Below are 15,342 nucleotides of genomic sequence, written 5' to 3'. Positions count from 1 at the left end.
TTTGGGGGTGTCGGTCTGCTCATGCAGCCCAGCTACCACGCTGGATGCACGAGATGAATCCCTCAAAGGATTTGTGCAACAGAGCCGGTCCAAAGGCAAATATAAGCTCTATCCGTACTATCTGTGTCAGACCAAGGGGTGCGCTAGCTACGGTAAATCTATCCCTCGTGACAAAGTTGAAGGAGCATTTGGCGAGGTCATCAAATCGCTGGAACCCAGCTCGACAATGCTTGCACTGGCGAAAACCATGTTCCATGCAGCTTGGGACGGCAGGTCAGAGCAGATCAAAGATGCGAAGGCCTCCGTCAAACGGCAAATTACCGAGGCTGAAAAGCAGATCGATTCACTGCTATCGCGGATCATCAACGCGACCAATGACTCTGTGATCAGTGCCTATGAGGAAAAGATCGCCAGATCTGGAGAAATCCAAGGTCAGATTGCAAGATTCTCTGATCCATCAGGCTCCAAAACAAGGGAGACTGGAAGAGATGCTAGAACACTCACTTCAGTTCCTCGCAAACCCTTGGAAACTTTGGGATAGCGGGAACATAGTTGCACGAAGAATACTGCTCCGATTGGCCTTTGTGGACCGTTTTGCGTACCATCGGATTGAGGGAGCTAGAACACCAGAATTAGCCATACCATTCAAGGCGTTAAGGGTGTTTCAGTATAGTGAGAAGAGTAATGGTGCGGGTGAAGGGACTCGAACCCCCACGCCTCGCGGCGCCAGAACCTAAATCTGGTGCGTCTACCAATTCCGCCACACCCGCACATTTCGCAAATCATCTGTTGCGTGAGCCGGTGGATAGCAAAGGATGAAACCGGATGCGAGTGCTAATTTCAACAAAACGAAACAATACAATAACGCAATAATTGTAAGTGTATGCCCCCTTCTCTCCCACCCGGCGAAAAAGGATGGGACAAGCGCGCGCCTGTACACTCGCCCGGGGAAAACAGAGGACAATAGAGCAAAACCGTTCCACCCACCTCCCCAGAGCCTGCCCAGGTAAAGACGCCTCCAGATCGATCATTCCCGCCTTTGGCAAGCAACTTCCAAGATTCCCCCGCCGTCTTACTGCCCGCCATCCGCTGCAAAGGCGGCGAGGGCGGCGCAGGGTCGAGACCTTTTGAGCCAATGGCGGTTCCTCACAGGGGACTACGAGCTGCAGACCTGTCAACAGAGAGAGCGCCGCAACAGCAACAGTCAGAGCAATTGGTTTGCCACAGGGGGGGGGGCTTGGCGATAGCGTTCTAGGCAGACGTTCCGGCGGTCAGCGCATGTATCCACGCCCCTGGTCCGCAATCTGAAATTGACCAAATTGCGTTTCAGACAAGCGAAAATTTCCTTTGCCTTTCAGCGAAATAGAGGTGATGTCAGCACCGAAGGATCGCGACCACAGCGCTTGCAAATTAAGTTAGCCTTCCCCCTCCAACGCGCGCAACACAGCCGGGAGCTGTTCTGGCAAATCTTCGGAGATAAGCCCTGGACCAAAGGCACGGGCACATTCCACATGCAGCCAGGCTCCCAATTTTGCCGCCTCCACAGCCGAAAATCCCCGCGCCAAAAGTCCGGCGATAAACCCGGCCAAAACATCCCCCGATCCGGCGGTCGCCAACCATGGAGCTGCGCGCTCATACTGAGCCGAGTTCACCGCGCAGCCCCCATCGGGGGTTGCAATCACCGTATCCGCCCCCTTGAACAACACGATACAGCCCGCACGCGCGGCAGCCTCTCGTGTGGCATCGACCTTGGAAAAGGCGGGACCCGTTTCTGTCGGTGCCGCCAAACGCGCGGCGAGATCCGGAAACAGTTTGGCAAACTCGCCACCATGGGGCGTCAGCACACAGTCTTCATGCAACAAATCAAACAAGACCCTTGGGTCGCGCTCAAATCGGGTGAGCGCATCCGCATCCAGAACCGTTGCGCGCCGCGCCTTTAGGGCCGCAATCACCACCGCCTGAGTGTCCAGCCCCCGACCAAGTCCCGGCCCCAGACAGAGGGCATTAAACCGTGCATCTTCCAGCAATTCAGACACCCCATGGGCGCCATCAATCTGATGCAGCATAACGGCCGTTAGCTGAGCGGCATTTTCATACATAGCCGAGCGCGGCGAGCCCAAAGTCACCAACCCGGCCCCAATCCGCAGCGCGCCTCGTGCCGCTAGGCGCGCCGCCCCCGTCTTGCCATGTCCACCTGAGAGAACAAGGGCATGTCCGTGGGAATACTTGTGATTTTGGGATGTCTTCCCAAGGAACTGCCCCCTCCCGCCCTGCGCCAGAGTGACAAGCCCGCCAGTCGGGTGGCATTTCTCAATCGCCAGGGGTTTCACCACAGTTTTTCCGCAATACCGAGGTCCCACCCCAAGGACATGCCCCAGTTTCATGCCATGAAAGGTGACCGTTAGATCAGCCTCAACCGCTCTCGTTGCCGCGGTGCTCTGTTCAAGCCCTTCGAACCCTGCCTCACAAAGAACCTTTCCACTGTCGCTGCAGACACCGCTGGGCAGATCCACCGCAACCACGCGCGCGCTTGCTCCCGGGCGCTGCGCCCCGCAGCTGTAGAATCCAATGGCGCGTTGTTCGCAAATGTCCAGCAACACCTGCCCCAGATCCTCAAGCGGGCGCGACAAGCCAGTGCCAAACAGGGCATCCACAACCAGATCCGCCTCCATCGTAGAGGTCTCCAAGTCGTTTTCCAAAGGCAGAACCACCCCAAGCTCCAGCCACCGCTTGCAGTTCTGTTTTGCATCCGGCGGCAGCTTTTCTCGATCACCATAGAGAAACAGCTCCACTTCCCAGCCCTTTGCCAGCAACAACCGCGCCACAACAAATCCATCGCCGCCATTATTGCCCGGCCCGCAGAGGACAACGGCGCGCCTGGGCGATACATCCTCATTCACTTTTCCAGAAATATTCCGGGGGAGATCCGCAGGATCGGGGGCAGCGCCCCCCTCCTTGTCCCCCCCCTGCCCGGCAAGCTCGGGCCATTCCTCAAAAATGGCTTCCACCACCCCCTGCCCGGCGCGCTCCATCAGCTCCAGGCCGGTGACCTCTCCTGACTCGATGGCAGCCCCTTCGATGGCCCTCATTTGCTCCGATGTCAGCAGCCCCGCCATGAACGCTCTCCCCTTGCACATCAACCGCGATTCACTTCTGCACATTTTTGCATCGCTTCGCCTATTTTTTAATCACACGCTTTCAAAAAGACCACCTCCGCCCCCCTGAGACAGCACAGCGCATTGTCGCCGCCATTAAGAAATGATCTGAGAGGCCTCGACAAGGTAGTGAGGAGCCCAAGCGATGAAAAAGATCGAAGCCATCATCAAGCCATTCAAACTGGATGAGGTGAAGGAAGCGCTGCAAGACGTGGGCGTGCAGGGCCTCTCCGTCATCGAGGTCAAGGGCTTTGGCCGCCAAAAGGGCCATACCGAGCTTTATCGCGGCGCAGAATATGTTGTCGACTTCCTGCCAAAAGTGAAGATCGAAGTTGTCCTGGAAGCTGACCAGGTCGAAGCCGCCATTGAGGCCATCATCGACGCTGCCAAGACCGATAAGATCGGCGACGGCAAGATTTTTGTCTCCCCCGTCGAACAGGCCATTCGTATCCGTACCGGCGAATCCGGCACGGACGCGCTGTAAACATCAGAAATACCTGACATCAAAATCAGAAGGACCAAGGGAATGAGCACAGACGCAGTTCTCCAGATGATCAAAGACGAAGAAGCGGCCTATGTCGACATCCGCTTCACCGATGTGCGCGGCAAGCTGCAGCACGTCACCGTGGACGTGGACATGGTTGACGAAGACTTTCTCGACGAAGGCTTCATGTTCGACGGCTCCTCGATCGCGGGCTGGAAGTCGATCGAAAACTCCGACATGAAACTGATGGCGGACACCACTTCGGCCTATGTAGATCCCTTCTACGCTGAAAAAACCGTCTGCATTCACTGTTCCATCGTCGAGCCCGACACTGGCGAAGCCTATGAGCGTGACCCACGCGGCACCGCCCAGAAGGCCGAAGCCTATCTGAAAGCTTCCGGCATCGGTGATGTGGCCTACATGGGCCCCGAAGCGGAATTCTTCCTGTTTGACGATGTGCGTTTCTCCAACTCGATCAACAAGGTTTCCTATGAAGTCGACGCAAGCGACGCCTCCTGGAACACTGACACCGAGTATGAAATGGGCAACATGGGCCACCGCCCAGGTCTCAAAGGTGGTTACTTCCCAGTAAACCCCACCGACGAATCCCAGGATCTGCGTTCGGAAATGCTCTCGACCATGAAGCGTCTGGGCATGAAAGTGGACAAGCACCACCACGAGGTTGCCTCCTGCCAGCACGAGCTGGGTCTGATCTTTGACAGCCTGACCAAACAGGCCGACGAGCTGCAGAAATACAAATACGTGATCCACAACGTGGCCCACGCCTATGGTAAATCCGCCACCTTCATGCCCAAGCCAATCTACGGCGACAACGGCACCGGCATGCACGTGAACATGTCGATCTGGAAAGACGGCAAGCCGCTCTTTGCAGGCGACAAATACGCAGATCTCTCGGATGAGGCCCTGTATTTCATCGGCGGCATCCTGAAGCACTCCAAGACCCTGAACGCCTTCACCAACCCGGCGACCAACAGCTACAAGCGCCTGATCCCTGGTTTTGAAGCCCCCGTTCTGCGCGCCTACTCTGCCCGTAACCGCTCGGGCTGCGTGCGTATCCCATGGACCGAAAGCCCCAAAGCCAAGCGCGTTGAGGCCCGTTTCCCCGATCCGGCCGCAAACCCCTACCTGTGCTTTGCCGCCCTGTTGATGGCTGGCCTGGACGGCATCAAGAACAAGATCGATCCCGGCGAAGCCATGGACAAGAACCTCTATGACCTGCCTGCCGAAGAGCTGGCCGATATCCCAACCGTTGCGGGCTCCTTGCGCGAAGCGCTGGAATGCCTGGAAGCCGATCACGACTTCCTGCTGCAGGGTGACGTCTTCACCAAAGACCAGATCGAAGGCTATATCGCTCTGAAAATGGAAGAAGTTCAGACCTATGAGCACACGCCACACCCTGTTGAGTATGGCATGTACTACAGCTGCTAATCCCGAGCGATTAGACTGAAATAGAAAGGGCGCCCCATCTGGGCGCCCTTTTTCCGTTTGAGTTTTGGTTTTCTCAGCTCGGACCGCACCCAAGACGCGCAGTGCAACGCGGGCTATGCTGCTTCAGTCCACAAATGGGGTCGAGCCATCCCAGCCTGCACTGTTGCCAACGGTAGTGATCGGTACAGGCTGTACAGGCACTGTCTGTACTGGTGCTGTCTGCACTGGAACCGTTGCCCCCGTCGGGTTGGCCACCGCCCCTACCTCTCCGACACAGCGCCCTGAAAAAATTTTGTAATCCGGCTCCGAGGGCAATACCCTGACGGAGAAGTCCACCATGGTGCCACCGGGGCAGGCGTCGATTTCAACATGCATTTTGATCTGCTGAGGTGTGAAACCAGAACCTGCAATGCCACTGAACCGGCCATTTGCTTCCTTGTCGAGTTGCATTTCATTGCTGGCAGGCAAGCCGCCACAGGCCGTAAGCACCGCGCAGCATGCAACAGACAACAAGAGTTTGGCGGTTTTTGTGATCATGGGTTTTCTCCTTTGTTCGAGGCACCTTACCCATTGGATCACCTATAGCAAGAGCTTGCATCCCCATATTCAATCCAAATGAATCCTATGCTCGACCTTCCTCTTGAAGCCATAAGCCGGCTCCTATAGGAAGGCGCGTTCCAACGCCCAACAGGAGCCGCCACCATGACCGCCCCAGCAATCTCGCCCAACACTCTGGGTATCGATTTTGGCACCTCGAATTCCGCGGCAGGTATTGCGGTTGGTGATCAGCCCTTTCTGGTGGAAATGGAGCCCGGAGAAAATACCCTGCCCACAGCGGTGTTCTTTGAACCCAAACGCCCCATGCGCATTGGGCGCGCGGCGACCCGCGCCCTGATCAATGGGGATGAGGGCCGCTTTATGCGGGCGCTCAAAAGCCTGCTGGGCACGCCGCTGTTGCGCGAGGAGCGGCGGCTGAACGGAGAGGTCACAGACTTTATCAAAATCATCGCCCGTTTTTTGGCAGAGGTGAAATCCCGCGCCGAGGCGGCCACGCATCAAAGCTTTACCCATGCGCTGTCGGGCCGCCCCGTGCATTTCCACAGTGCAGATCCCGCCCGCGACGCCCAGGCAGAGGTGGATCTGCGCGATTGCTACCTGGCTGCGGGTTTCGAAGATGTACGTTTTCTCTATGAACCCGAAGCCGCCGTGCGCTCCGCTGCGCCATCCGCAGGGCTGGGGCTGATCGTTGATATCGGCGGCGGCACCTCGGATTTCACCCTGTTTGAACAAGATAGCTCTGGCGACACCCGTATTCTCGGCTCCCATGGGGTTCGACTGGGGGGCACTGATTTTGACCGCCAGATCAGCATCGACCATGTGATGCCGCTCTTGGGCCGGGGCAGCCAGATCCGCAATGCCTTTGGCTCCGAGACACTGCCCGCCCCCAACCGTTTGTTCAACGATCTGGCCACCTGGCAGATGATCCCCTTTCTCTATGCTGCCGACAGTCGGCGCGGCGCACGCGAGCTGGCGAAGTATGCGGTAGAGCCGGAGAAGCTCAACCGGCTTGTTTCGGTGCTGGAAGATGAGCTGGGCCATGATGTTGCCTTTGCCGTCGAGCGCGGCAAGATCACGGCCAATGTCGAGACCGCGGCGGATCCTCGCATTGATCTGCGCATTCTGGAACGGGGCTTGTCGTCGCCGCTGTCTCCGGCCTTGATGCAGGACAGCCTGGCCAAAATGATGGGACAGATTGCGCAATGCGCCGCCGAAACCCTGGCGCAGGCCGAAATCGCCCCAGGGCAGATCGACCGGCTGGTCATGGTGGGGGGCTCTTCCTTGCTGAGTGCGCTGGAAACCAGCCTGCGCCAACTCTGCCCCAATGCAGAGGTCGAGAACCGCAATGCCATGACCGCCGTTGCGGACGGTTTGGCGCTCTCGGCTGCTGATGCCTTTACCTAAAGGCGCGCGTCAGAAATGAGAAACAGGGGACAGTTTTCCCGTTAGACTCCCCCACTTGTCTCGTTACACTCTGATCGCAATTGCATCTCTTGCTTTCAGGATCTGATTTTATGCGCTTCTCTGCCCCAGCCTCCATTGCCATCGCCCTTGCCGTCAGCAGCTTTACCCTACCCGCTGCAGCAGCTCCTTGCGGCAACAGCTCTGCCGGGTTTAATGCTTGGAAAGCCGATTTTGCAAAGACTGCACGCCGGGCAGGTGTAAAATCCGCCGGACTTCAGGCGCTGGCGCAGGCGCAATATGCCAGCCGCACCATCTCAGCAGATCGTAATCAGAAGAGTTTTCGCTACAGTCTGGAGAAATTCATGCAGGTGCGCGGCGCGGCCACTATCGTTGCGCAGGGTCGCAAAAGGCTTGCGCGCAATCCCAGTTTCTACGCGGCGCTTGAGCGTAAGTATGGCGTGCCAGAAGGTATCCTGATCGCAATTCACGGTATGGAAACCGCCTTTGGCAATTACATGGGGGACAGCAGGATCGTTTCGGCCATTGTCACCCTGACTTATGATTGCCGCCGCTCGGAGTTTTTTGAACCCCATGCCCTGGGCGCGCTCAAGCTGGTTGACCGGGGGGCTATCACCGGGGCCACATTAGGGGCCAAACATGGCGAACTGGGCCATACCCAGTTTCTGCCCGGCAATGCCCTGAAATACGGTGTCGACTGGGATCGTGACGGGCAGGTCAATTTCTATGATATGGAAGATGCCCTGGCATCGACCGCGCGATTTTTGCAAAAACACGGCTGGAAGCGGGGCAAAGGTTATCAGCAGGGCGAACCCAATTATCGGGTGCTGAAACAGTGGAACGCGGCAACGGTCTATCAACAGTCTCTTGCGATCATGGGAAGCCAGATCGACGGCCAATAGGGTGCACTGAGTGTCGGGTCGGCCCATCAGGAAAGCCTCGGATTTTACCGCAAGGTCGCGGCGGTCGAACAATCCCCGCTTTTAGCGCCAATTGTAGGGTATGCGGCATCAAAGTGGCCGCGCGGTGCCCTGTTGTTGCCCTATTCCGTCCAGAAAACACAACAAATCACCCGATAATACATTGAATTAATTCGAATAGTATAGAAACCACAATGCCAAAATAAAATCTGAATTTTTCTTCATCTATTGTCTCTCCGCGCCTCACTTTTGAGCCAGATCCCCTCCTATTGTTGATGCAGAGCAACCCGAACGGAGGACCCTGACGGTGGCACAGGTAGAGCAATACAAAGGCAAGCTGGGGTTTGAACACCGCAGTGAAGAAAAACTGGCACTGGCCCTGACCGAGCTGTTGGATACGCTGGAAGAATTCGGCCATCCCGCCCTTCAGATCAATGCCCGAGATCCGCATCGGATTGGCCTGGACAGCGATCAGTATAAGATCAGCCTGCGCCTGCGCCGTACCCCCTTGCGGCTTGGCGTCCGCAGCCCAGCCGGTGTTCCTGCACCTGCAGCCTATATCGAGCTGGCGATGACCCCCTGTTTTCCAGGCGCCTGCGATCAGGAGATTTCGGAGATCCTGCTCGCCATGATCCTGAAACGCCTGGCAGAAGCGTTGGATCCTCTGGTCATATTCTGGCAGGACAGTAACAAACCGCTGACACCCAAGCAATTCCTTGGCGCCTTTGCGCCCATGGAAGAGCGCAGCACGGAGGAGCTGTTTGCCTCCCCCGCCATGGTGATCCAAGATGCAGAAACTGCCGTCAAGGATGCGGATGCGCTGTTGCAACAGGCCATGAACGATGTCTCTACGGGCACCGAAGCGCCTATCGCAACTCCTGTGCAAGCGCCAATGTCCATGGTCCAGGCGGCCAGTTCCTCAGGCGGACAGGCAAAGTCCCCCCACAAGCAAGCGGTCGAAGAGCCAGCTGTCACGATGTCCGCCGCTGAGAAGCGTCTTTGGATGGCCGATCAGGCCCGAGCCGAGGCCGAGGCAGAACGCGCCCGCGGCCAGGCCCGGTTTGGCTCTGCGGATGAGGCGACCCCTCTTCTGGAGCAGCATTGCAACGAGATCCAAACCACCCCCCGGCGCATTAAACCTCGTCGCAAGGCTCTAGGTAAAAACCTGCAACCGGTGCCCCATGCCTCCTATCAGACCGTCTTTGGCAAAAGCCGCCTGAACTGGGTCTTGGGGCTGCCGAGAGCCGCCCTGCAGATGCTCTCAAATTCCATCCGCAGCGTGGATCTGGTTTTGTCCGTGCGCGCTTTGCTGACTGGCATGGTGATTTTGTTCCTACACGGCTCGGGCATGGTGCAGGCGGCGGCCAAAGTGCTCTTGCCGCATTAATCGTCTGTTCTCTGCCCTCCTTTGCGCGGCACAGGGAACATCACCAGCCCCATAAAGGATCCTAGCCCGCTTCGGCGGGCTTTCCCCATTGGGCCAAGACATCATCTTTGTGCACCATGAAGGTGTGAATGGAAAAAACCACGGCACCGCTGCGCGGAAGGCGCAGAATGCATTGCTTTTCACTGCGCATATAGGGGGCATCGCTGCCATGGCTGGTGTCACGGCGATCATGCACACTGCGTGGCGCATAAAGATCAGGCGCGTGATACCACAGAGCATTGAACCGCCACAGGGGCCGCCCGACCTGCACCCCATCAAACAGGCGCTGCACCCGCGCCGCCATATTGCCATCATAGCTGTCGACCGTCTCGTGAATGGCAATCAAGGGACGCATGAACTTTTCTGACAGGGTCCAGCTGGCCGGAAAGCACAAGACCACCCCAGTCAGCACATGTTCAGTGCTGCCCTTGCGGCGTTCTAGAATGCAAAAGTCCTCTTGTGCAATGCGCCCAAGCGTGGCCAGCGGGTCCTGCCAATCGATTTCCACCGACAGGCCATCCGGCCGCTGGACCTGATCGCGCTGCCCCTGATATCTGTGATCAAGGACCAGTTGCAACAATTCCTGCGCGGGCCCTAACGCGCCTGGATCCATCTGCAACACCTCTTCGCACCGTTCTGTCAGCAGCGACTGCCGACAGGCCATCTGACCGGAAAAGGCATCATCAGGCAGCAACCAATCTTCCAAATTCAGGGGCTTGATCCCCGGCAGTTTGACGACCTCGAGTGGGTTATGCGGAACAGATTTTTGCAGAATCATCATTGGCCTTCGTGTTCGAGTTGATCAAGAAATAGCAAGACATGGCCGGAAATTCGCTTAAAAACGCCCATCTCTGGGTCGCATTTAGAACGGAAAACAGTCCGGGCATCCGCTCAGACTGGACACAACTGTTCAGAAGGAGGAGCCAGGCATGACCGAGCCCTATCGCGACCAACGCAAGATCGATCCCAGCCGCGGAGCGACCTTGGGCGATGGCACGCCCAATGATAATGACCGTATTGAAATCGGCCCCACCCAGCTGGCACTTCAGGAATGGCAAGCCGCCGGGCTGATCCTCCCCAATCTGGCGCGCATGCGGGAGTTCCGTTGGAACCGTCTGGTGCAGGCGATCAAGGCCCGCGACTATGGTGGCGTGCTGCTGTTTGATCCGCTCAACATCCGCTATGCGACTGACAGCACCAATATGCAGCTGTGGAACACCCATAACCCCTTTCGCGCCCTGCTGGTCTGCGCCGATGGCTATATGGTGCTCTGGGACTACAAGAACTCGCCCTTTCTTTCGACCTTTAACCCGCTTGTCCGCGAGCAACGCTCAGGTGCCGATCTGTTCTACTTTGACCGTGGCGACAAGGTGGATGTGGCCGCCGACGCCCTGCCCAACGAGGTGCGAGAGCTGATCCAGGAACACGGCGGCGGCAATAGGCGGCTGGGGGTCGACAAGATCATGCTGCATGGGCTGCGCGCGCTCGAGGCGCAGGGTTTTGAGATCATGGAGGGCGAAGAGCTCACTGAAAAGACCCGCGCCATCAAGGGCGAAGACGAGATCCGCGCCATGCGCTGCGCCAATCACGCCTGTGAGACCGCCGTGCAGGTGATGGAGGATTTTGCCCGTGCCAATGTCGGCGACGGCAAGACCAGCGAAGACGATATCTGGGCGGTGCTCCATGCGGAGAACATTCGCCGTGGCGGAGAATGGATCGAAACCCGGCTACTGGCATCAGGGCAGCGCACCAACCCCTGGTTTCAGGAATGCGGGCCCCGCATCACCCAACAAAACGAAATCATCTCCTTTGATACCGATCTGATCGGCTCTTATGGCATCTGTATCGACATTTCGCGCAGCTGGTGGATTGGTGATCAAAAACCCCGCCCAGATATGGTCTATGCCATGCAACACGCCCATGAGCACATCATGCAAAACATGGAGATGTTGAAGCCCGGCGTCATGATCCCCGAATTGACCGCCAATACCCATGTACTGGATGACAAATTCCAGGCGCAGAAATATGGCTGCTTGATGCATGGTGTTGGCCTTTGTGATGAATGGCCGCTGGTTGCCTACCCGGACAAGGCAGTGGCTGGTGCCTATGACTATCCGCTGGAACCGGGCATGGTGCTTTGTGTCGAGGCCTGTGTGGGAGAGGTCGGGGGAGATTTCTCGATCAAATTGGAGGATCAGGTTCTGATCACCGAGGATGGGTTTGAAAACCTGACAACATATCCCTTTGATGCGGCTTTGATGGGGCTGCAGTAACAGCGGATTCTGAACAACCAGAGCCTCTCTCAGAGGCTCCGGATCAGCAATCCTGAGGCGACCAACACAACCAAAAATCCGGCGCCGATCTCCAAAATAGGCACAAACTGTACGGCCCGCCCTGAACGCGCAAACAAAGCCAGGGCCCCGCCACGTAGCCCAAGCGCCGCGAGCCCCACGGTGATTGTCACCAGTGCGGTGCCAAGCGCCATGGCAAAGGCCCCGGCAATACCGGCCAGTGCAATGCCCATCTGCCATGTGATCACCAGAACAAAAAGCGCGCCGGTACAGGGCCTTATGGCAATACCTGCAATCAAGACCAGGGCTTCCTTCCAGTTTTGCAAGCCGCTGACCTCTTCCAGGCTGGGGCCATGACGATGACCGCACTCACTACAGACCTCCGATGCGCCATGGTCGTGATCATGGGCATGGGTGTGACCGTGATCCTGCGCATGAGCAGAGGCTGTACTATGGCCTTGATCATGACTGTGCGCGTGACCATCGGATACCTGCGAGAAGGCGCTCGCGTTCCGCCAGAGTTTGCGCAGCCCCCTCAGCAACAACCAAAGGCCAATGGCACCAATGGCCCCATAGCTAATCGGTGCCATTGTTTTCTCAGCCACCCCGATCAAACTGTCGCGGCCAAGCTGCAGCAGGGTAATCGCGCCATAGACCAGCACAACTGCCGTAACCGCTTGACCAAGGCTGGACAAAAGCGCCACGCCGCTCAGACGGAGCCAGGGTGTCTTGCGCGCCAACCCGTAGCCGCCAACCAGAACCTTGCCGTGGCCTGGGCCGATGGCATGGAAAAACCCATAGGCAAAACACACCAGCATCAGGGCCATAATTGCCCCCGGCTCCCCGGCTCTCAGGGCCCGCAACGACCCGGCGATCTTGTTTTGAAAACTGCGCTGATGCCCGGCGGCCCAGTCCCCCAGGGGCGCGAGAAACCCTTGCGCCAGCCACCAGATGCTCAGACATACCGCGATACAGCCCAGTGCCAGGGCCAGGGCTTTTAGGATGCGGGGCATGTGACCAGAATCTCGGTGGCAAATTCACCGCCCATCAGCGGAATGTCATTTTCTTCCAGGTCGGCATCGGCGTCCAACCTGAGCAGTTGCGCCTGCATGATGGCCAAGCCACCAACAATATCCGGCTCGATCCGTTCCAACAGGCACAGCCCCTGCAGATTGTCCGACAGCGTCACCGGCAGTATGATTTCATAGGCCGTGTAAAAAGACGGATCAAAGGCCTTGATCGAAAACGGGCCCGCCTGCATGCCCATTGGTGCCTCCAGCTGGCGTATATGGGTGCTGACAATCCGCCCCTCAACCAGGTCCGTGGTCGGGTTCACCGGGCCAGACAGCGTCAGGAGATCCCCCCCCGCGCGGATTTCCAGATCGCCGTTAAATCCCTCATCCCAATTGGTGTCAAATCCAACCAGACGCTCGGCTTCGCTCGGGGTCAGTTTGCCATCACCATCACTGTCCAGAAACAGGTCTTCGGTGATCAAAAGAGAATAGAATTCATCATATTGCCAGGTTACTTTGATCTGAACCAGCTGATTGTTTTTGTCGAACTCCAAAGCAAATCCAGTGTCCACAAAGACATGCGGATGCGCAGAGACCGTGACCGGGGTGATCGCGGCATAAATCAAGGCAGGAAGAAGAAGCTTAGGTTGCATGCCCCGGACCATAGGAGCAGAAACCAGGCTCCGCAATTGCCCCACCACAGATAGCGCCGCAAAATCGGCAGGTTCACGCTGAACTTGCACCGCATCTGGTGGCAGGGCGCGGAGCTCCGAGGCCTTTTTCATCTCTTTCCTTCACCTTCCCGTGACGTCTCCCCCTGTTGCCTTGCCCTGGGCTCCCCTCCTGCGCAATCTAAGGAACCCCTAGCAACAAGGCCTCTGCTCATGGCAACCGAACGTATTTCCTTTCCCGGCCATTCCGGTGAACCTCTCTCCGCCCGGCTGGACCTGCCAACAGGCCCGGTGCTGGCAACGGCGCTTTTTGCGCATTGCTTCACCTGTTCCAAGGATATCCCGGCTGCCCGACGCATAGCCGGGCGTCTTGCCTCGATGGGGATTGCCGTGCTGCGGTTTGATTTCACCGGGCTTGGTCATTCCGAGGGGGAGTTTGCCAATACCACTTTCAGCTCCAATGTCGCGGACCTGAACGCCGCTGCGCAATATCTTGCTGGGCGCGACATGTCGCCTTCGCTGCTGATTGGCCACTCATTGGGGGGCGCTGCCGTTTTGCGCGCACGCGCCGGCATCCCAACGATCAAGGGCGTTGTCACCCTTGGGGCGCCCTTTGATCCGGGCCATGTTTCGCATCATTTTGATGCCGCGCTTCCCGAGATCCAGTCCAGTGGTCAGGCCGAGGTTTGCCTGGGAGGACGCCCCTTTGTGATTGGCCGAGATTTTGTGGAAGACATCCAGGCCGAAGTGCTAAGCCCCGCCATCAAAGAGCTGAATGCCGCGCTCTTGGTGATGCATGCGCCGCTGGATGACACCGTCAGCGTCGAGAATGCGGCCGAGATCTTTACCGCTGCCAAACACCCCAAGAGCTTTGTCACCCTGGATGAGGCGGATCACCTGATCAGCAAGGTGCGGGATGCAGAATATGCAGCCGAAGTGATCGCCGCCTGGGCCGGGCGCTATATCGATCTGACCCCCCCCGCCCCGCCCCCCGGCGCCCCCGAAGGCGTGTTGCGGATCACCGAGGCCGATCCGGCGGGGTTCTTGCAGGATATCCAATCCGGTCCCCATCATCACGCCTATGCGGATGAGCCCCTGGCCTATGGTGGCACCAATCGCGGCATGTCCCCCTATGGCTTTGTCTCCGCGGGTCTGGGGGCCTGCACCTCAATGACCATCCGTATGTATGCGCGCCGAAAGGGCTGGCCATTGGAGAGCGTCAGCGTCGATGTCTCGCATGACAAGGTTCATGCGCAGGATGCTCTCCCGTCAGGCCCGGCCAAGATTGACCAATTCATCCGCACCATTCGGATCTGCGGCAACCTGAGCGAGGAGCAGCGCACCAAGTTGCTGGAAATCGCTGACAAATGCCCGGTGCATCGCACCCTCGAACACAGCTCCAAGGTTCTGACCACATTGGAAGAAGAGCACTCCATGATGTAGGTGCTTGCCTGCCGCTCTCAGATCCCGCCCCGGAGCCTGAGAGCGCGGCCTTGGCGGGTTATCAAGCCTCAAAGGAAATGATATTGATACATATCAAAGTGCGCCATCACGATCCCTGTCATTGTGACCTCAACACACTGGACCTTGTCCATACTGAGGAGACGCGCATGGGACTATTTTCAAAACTCGGGCAAAGCACCGATCTGGTTGAGGGCATGGCGGACCGGCTGGGCGTTGACTTCGGTCAGAACATGGCTGCCGACCCGGAAGCGGAGGGCCGCAAGTTCAGACGCGCCGTGATGAATTGCAGCCATTGCACCAATCAAGCGGGCTGCGCTGATCTGCAGGCGGCCAACAGCCATCTGGACGAAGCGCCAAGCTATTGCCGCAACCACGACATGTTGGCGCATCGCGCCAAGGTCTAACACAGGTTCGTATAGTACACTGTAAACGGCGCCCTGCGACAGGCGCCGTTTTGGTGTGGCACTGTGAAAACTGCCCTACCAGACA

The 15,342-nt window shown here is 57.8% G+C and carries 13 protein-coding genes, 1 tRNA gene and 1 pseudogene; 9 read left to right on the top strand and 6 right to left on the bottom strand.

What is annotated here, in order from left to right:
• Positions 1-541, top strand: a pseudogene (locus AN476_RS23110) (hypothetical protein); the annotation flags it as partial.
• A 144-nt stretch (positions 542-685) separates the two neighbouring features.
• Here the strand turns inward: AN476_RS23110 and AN476_RS16230 are convergent.
• A tRNA-Leu gene (locus tag AN476_RS16230) sits at positions 686-770 on the bottom strand.
• A 645-nt stretch (positions 771-1,415) separates the two neighbouring features.
• Complete coding sequence (locus AN476_RS16225; protein ID WP_054462646.1) at positions 1,416-3,116, bottom strand: bifunctional ADP-dependent NAD(P)H-hydrate dehydratase/NAD(P)H-hydrate epimerase; 1,701 nt, start codon at positions 3,114-3,116, stop codon at positions 1,416-1,418.
• Positions 3,117-3,300: 184 nt separating this feature from the next.
• On the opposite strand from AN476_RS16225, the gene AN476_RS16220 reads away from it, so the two are divergent.
• On the top strand, positions 3,301-3,639 hold the full coding sequence (locus tag AN476_RS16220; protein ID WP_027240068.1) for a P-II family nitrogen regulator: 339 nt from the start codon (positions 3,301-3,303) through the stop codon (positions 3,637-3,639).
• Positions 3,640-3,681: 42 nt separating this feature from the next.
• Entirely contained in the window at positions 3,682-5,088 is a 1,407-nt protein-coding gene (glnA, locus tag AN476_RS16215) for a type I glutamate--ammonia ligase (RefSeq protein WP_054462645.1), read from the top strand.
• 123 nt (positions 5,089-5,211) lie between these two features.
• On the opposite strand, the gene AN476_RS16210 is transcribed toward glnA, so the two are convergent.
• On the bottom strand, positions 5,212-5,625 hold the full coding sequence (locus AN476_RS16210; RefSeq protein ID WP_054462644.1) for a hypothetical protein: 414 nt from the start codon (positions 5,623-5,625) through the stop codon (positions 5,212-5,214).
• 165 nt (positions 5,626-5,790) lie between these two features.
• On the opposite strand from AN476_RS16210, the gene AN476_RS16205 reads away from it, so the two are divergent.
• The 3 genes from AN476_RS16205 to AN476_RS16195 all read left to right on the top strand — a co-directional run bounded on the left by AN476_RS16205 (position 5,791) and on the right by AN476_RS16195 (position 9,375).
• Positions 5,791-7,050, top strand: coding sequence for an Hsp70 family protein (locus AN476_RS16205; protein WP_054462643.1), 1,260 nt, complete (start codon positions 5,791-5,793; stop codon positions 7,048-7,050).
• A 110-nt stretch (positions 7,051-7,160) separates the two neighbouring features.
• Complete coding sequence (locus tag AN476_RS16200) at positions 7,161-7,970, top strand: lytic transglycosylase domain-containing protein (protein ID WP_054462642.1); 810 nt, start codon at positions 7,161-7,163, stop codon at positions 7,968-7,970.
• Between the two features lie 325 nt (positions 7,971-8,295).
• A complete protein-coding gene (locus AN476_RS16195; protein WP_054462641.1) occupies positions 8,296-9,375 on the top strand; it encodes a hypothetical protein in 1,080 nt (359 codons plus the stop codon).
• 61 nt (positions 9,376-9,436) lie between these two features.
• On the opposite strand, the gene AN476_RS16190 is transcribed toward AN476_RS16195, so the two are convergent.
• Positions 9,437-10,192 carry a DUF3445 domain-containing protein gene (locus tag AN476_RS16190; RefSeq protein WP_083464372.1) on the bottom strand — a complete coding sequence of 252 codons (756 nt, stop codon included), beginning with the start codon at positions 10,190-10,192 and terminating at the stop codon, positions 9,437-9,439.
• Between the two features lie 151 nt (positions 10,193-10,343).
• Between AN476_RS16190 and dddP the strand changes: the two genes are divergently transcribed.
• A complete protein-coding gene (gene dddP, locus AN476_RS16185) occupies positions 10,344-11,687 on the top strand; it encodes a dimethylsulfonioproprionate lyase DddP (RefSeq protein ID WP_054462639.1) in 1,344 nt (447 codons plus the stop codon).
• A 29-nt stretch (positions 11,688-11,716) separates the two neighbouring features.
• Here the strand turns inward: dddP and AN476_RS16180 are convergent, their stop codons facing one another.
• Complete coding sequence (locus AN476_RS16180) at positions 11,717-12,718, bottom strand: nickel/cobalt transporter (protein WP_054462638.1); 1,002 nt, start codon at positions 12,716-12,718, stop codon at positions 11,717-11,719.
• On the bottom strand, positions 12,703-13,503 hold the full coding sequence (locus tag AN476_RS16175) for a DUF1007 family protein (RefSeq protein ID WP_083464369.1): 801 nt from the start codon (positions 13,501-13,503) through the stop codon (positions 12,703-12,705). Before AN476_RS16175 ends, AN476_RS16180 begins: the two co-directional genes overlap by 16 nt.
• Positions 13,504-13,602: 99 nt before the next feature.
• On the opposite strand from AN476_RS16175, the gene AN476_RS16170 reads away from it, so the two are divergent.
• On the top strand, positions 13,603-14,832 hold the full coding sequence (locus AN476_RS16170; RefSeq protein WP_054462637.1) for a bifunctional alpha/beta hydrolase/OsmC family protein: 1,230 nt from the start codon (positions 13,603-13,605) through the stop codon (positions 14,830-14,832).
• 167 nt (positions 14,833-14,999) lie between these two features.
• Positions 15,000-15,257 carry a DUF6455 family protein gene (locus AN476_RS16165; protein WP_054462636.1) on the top strand — a complete coding sequence of 86 codons (258 nt, stop codon included), beginning with the start codon at positions 15,000-15,002 and terminating at the stop codon, positions 15,255-15,257.
• Positions 15,258-15,342 lie beyond the last annotated feature (85 nt).

The organism is Phaeobacter sp. 11ANDIMAR09 (assembly GCF_001294455.1).
GTDB lineage: Bacteria > Pseudomonadota > Alphaproteobacteria > Rhodobacterales > Rhodobacteraceae > Pseudophaeobacter.
The sequence above is the reverse complement of the archived record's forward strand: the minus strand, read 5'-3'. Positions and strand labels throughout refer to the sequence as shown.

Bases quoted from the DNA above. Each gene is read 5' to 3' on its own strand.
- AN476_RS16170 (WP_054462637.1), top strand. From the start codon at position 13,603: ATGGCAACCGAACGTATTTCCTTTCCCGGCCATTCCGGTGAACCTCTC.
- AN476_RS16175 (WP_083464369.1), bottom strand. From the start codon at position 13,503: ATGAAAAAGGCCTCGGAGCTCCGCGCCCTGCCACCAGATGCGGTGCAA.
- AN476_RS16225 (WP_054462646.1), bottom strand. From the start codon at position 3,116: ATGGCGGGGCTGCTGACATCGGAGCAAATGAGGGCCATCGAAGGGGCT.
- AN476_RS16210 (WP_054462644.1), bottom strand. From the start codon at position 5,625: ATGATCACAAAAACCGCCAAACTCTTGTTGTCTGTTGCATGCTGCGCG.
- AN476_RS16220 (WP_027240068.1), top strand. From the start codon at position 3,301: ATGAAAAAGATCGAAGCCATCATCAAGCCATTCAAACTGGATGAGGTG.
- AN476_RS16205 (WP_054462643.1), top strand. From the start codon at position 5,791: ATGACCGCCCCAGCAATCTCGCCCAACACTCTGGGTATCGATTTTGGC.
- AN476_RS16200 (WP_054462642.1), top strand. From the start codon at position 7,161: ATGCGCTTCTCTGCCCCAGCCTCCATTGCCATCGCCCTTGCCGTCAGC.
- glnA (WP_054462645.1), top strand. From the start codon at position 3,682: ATGAGCACAGACGCAGTTCTCCAGATGATCAAAGACGAAGAAGCGGCC.
- AN476_RS16190 (WP_083464372.1), bottom strand. From the start codon at position 10,192: ATGATTCTGCAAAAATCTGTTCCGCATAACCCACTCGAGGTCGTCAAA.
- dddP (WP_054462639.1), top strand. From the start codon at position 10,344: ATGACCGAGCCCTATCGCGACCAACGCAAGATCGATCCCAGCCGCGGA.
- AN476_RS16165 (WP_054462636.1), top strand. From the start codon at position 15,000: ATGGGACTATTTTCAAAACTCGGGCAAAGCACCGATCTGGTTGAGGGC.
- AN476_RS16180 (WP_054462638.1), bottom strand. From the start codon at position 12,718: ATGCCCCGCATCCTAAAAGCCCTGGCCCTGGCACTGGGCTGTATCGCG.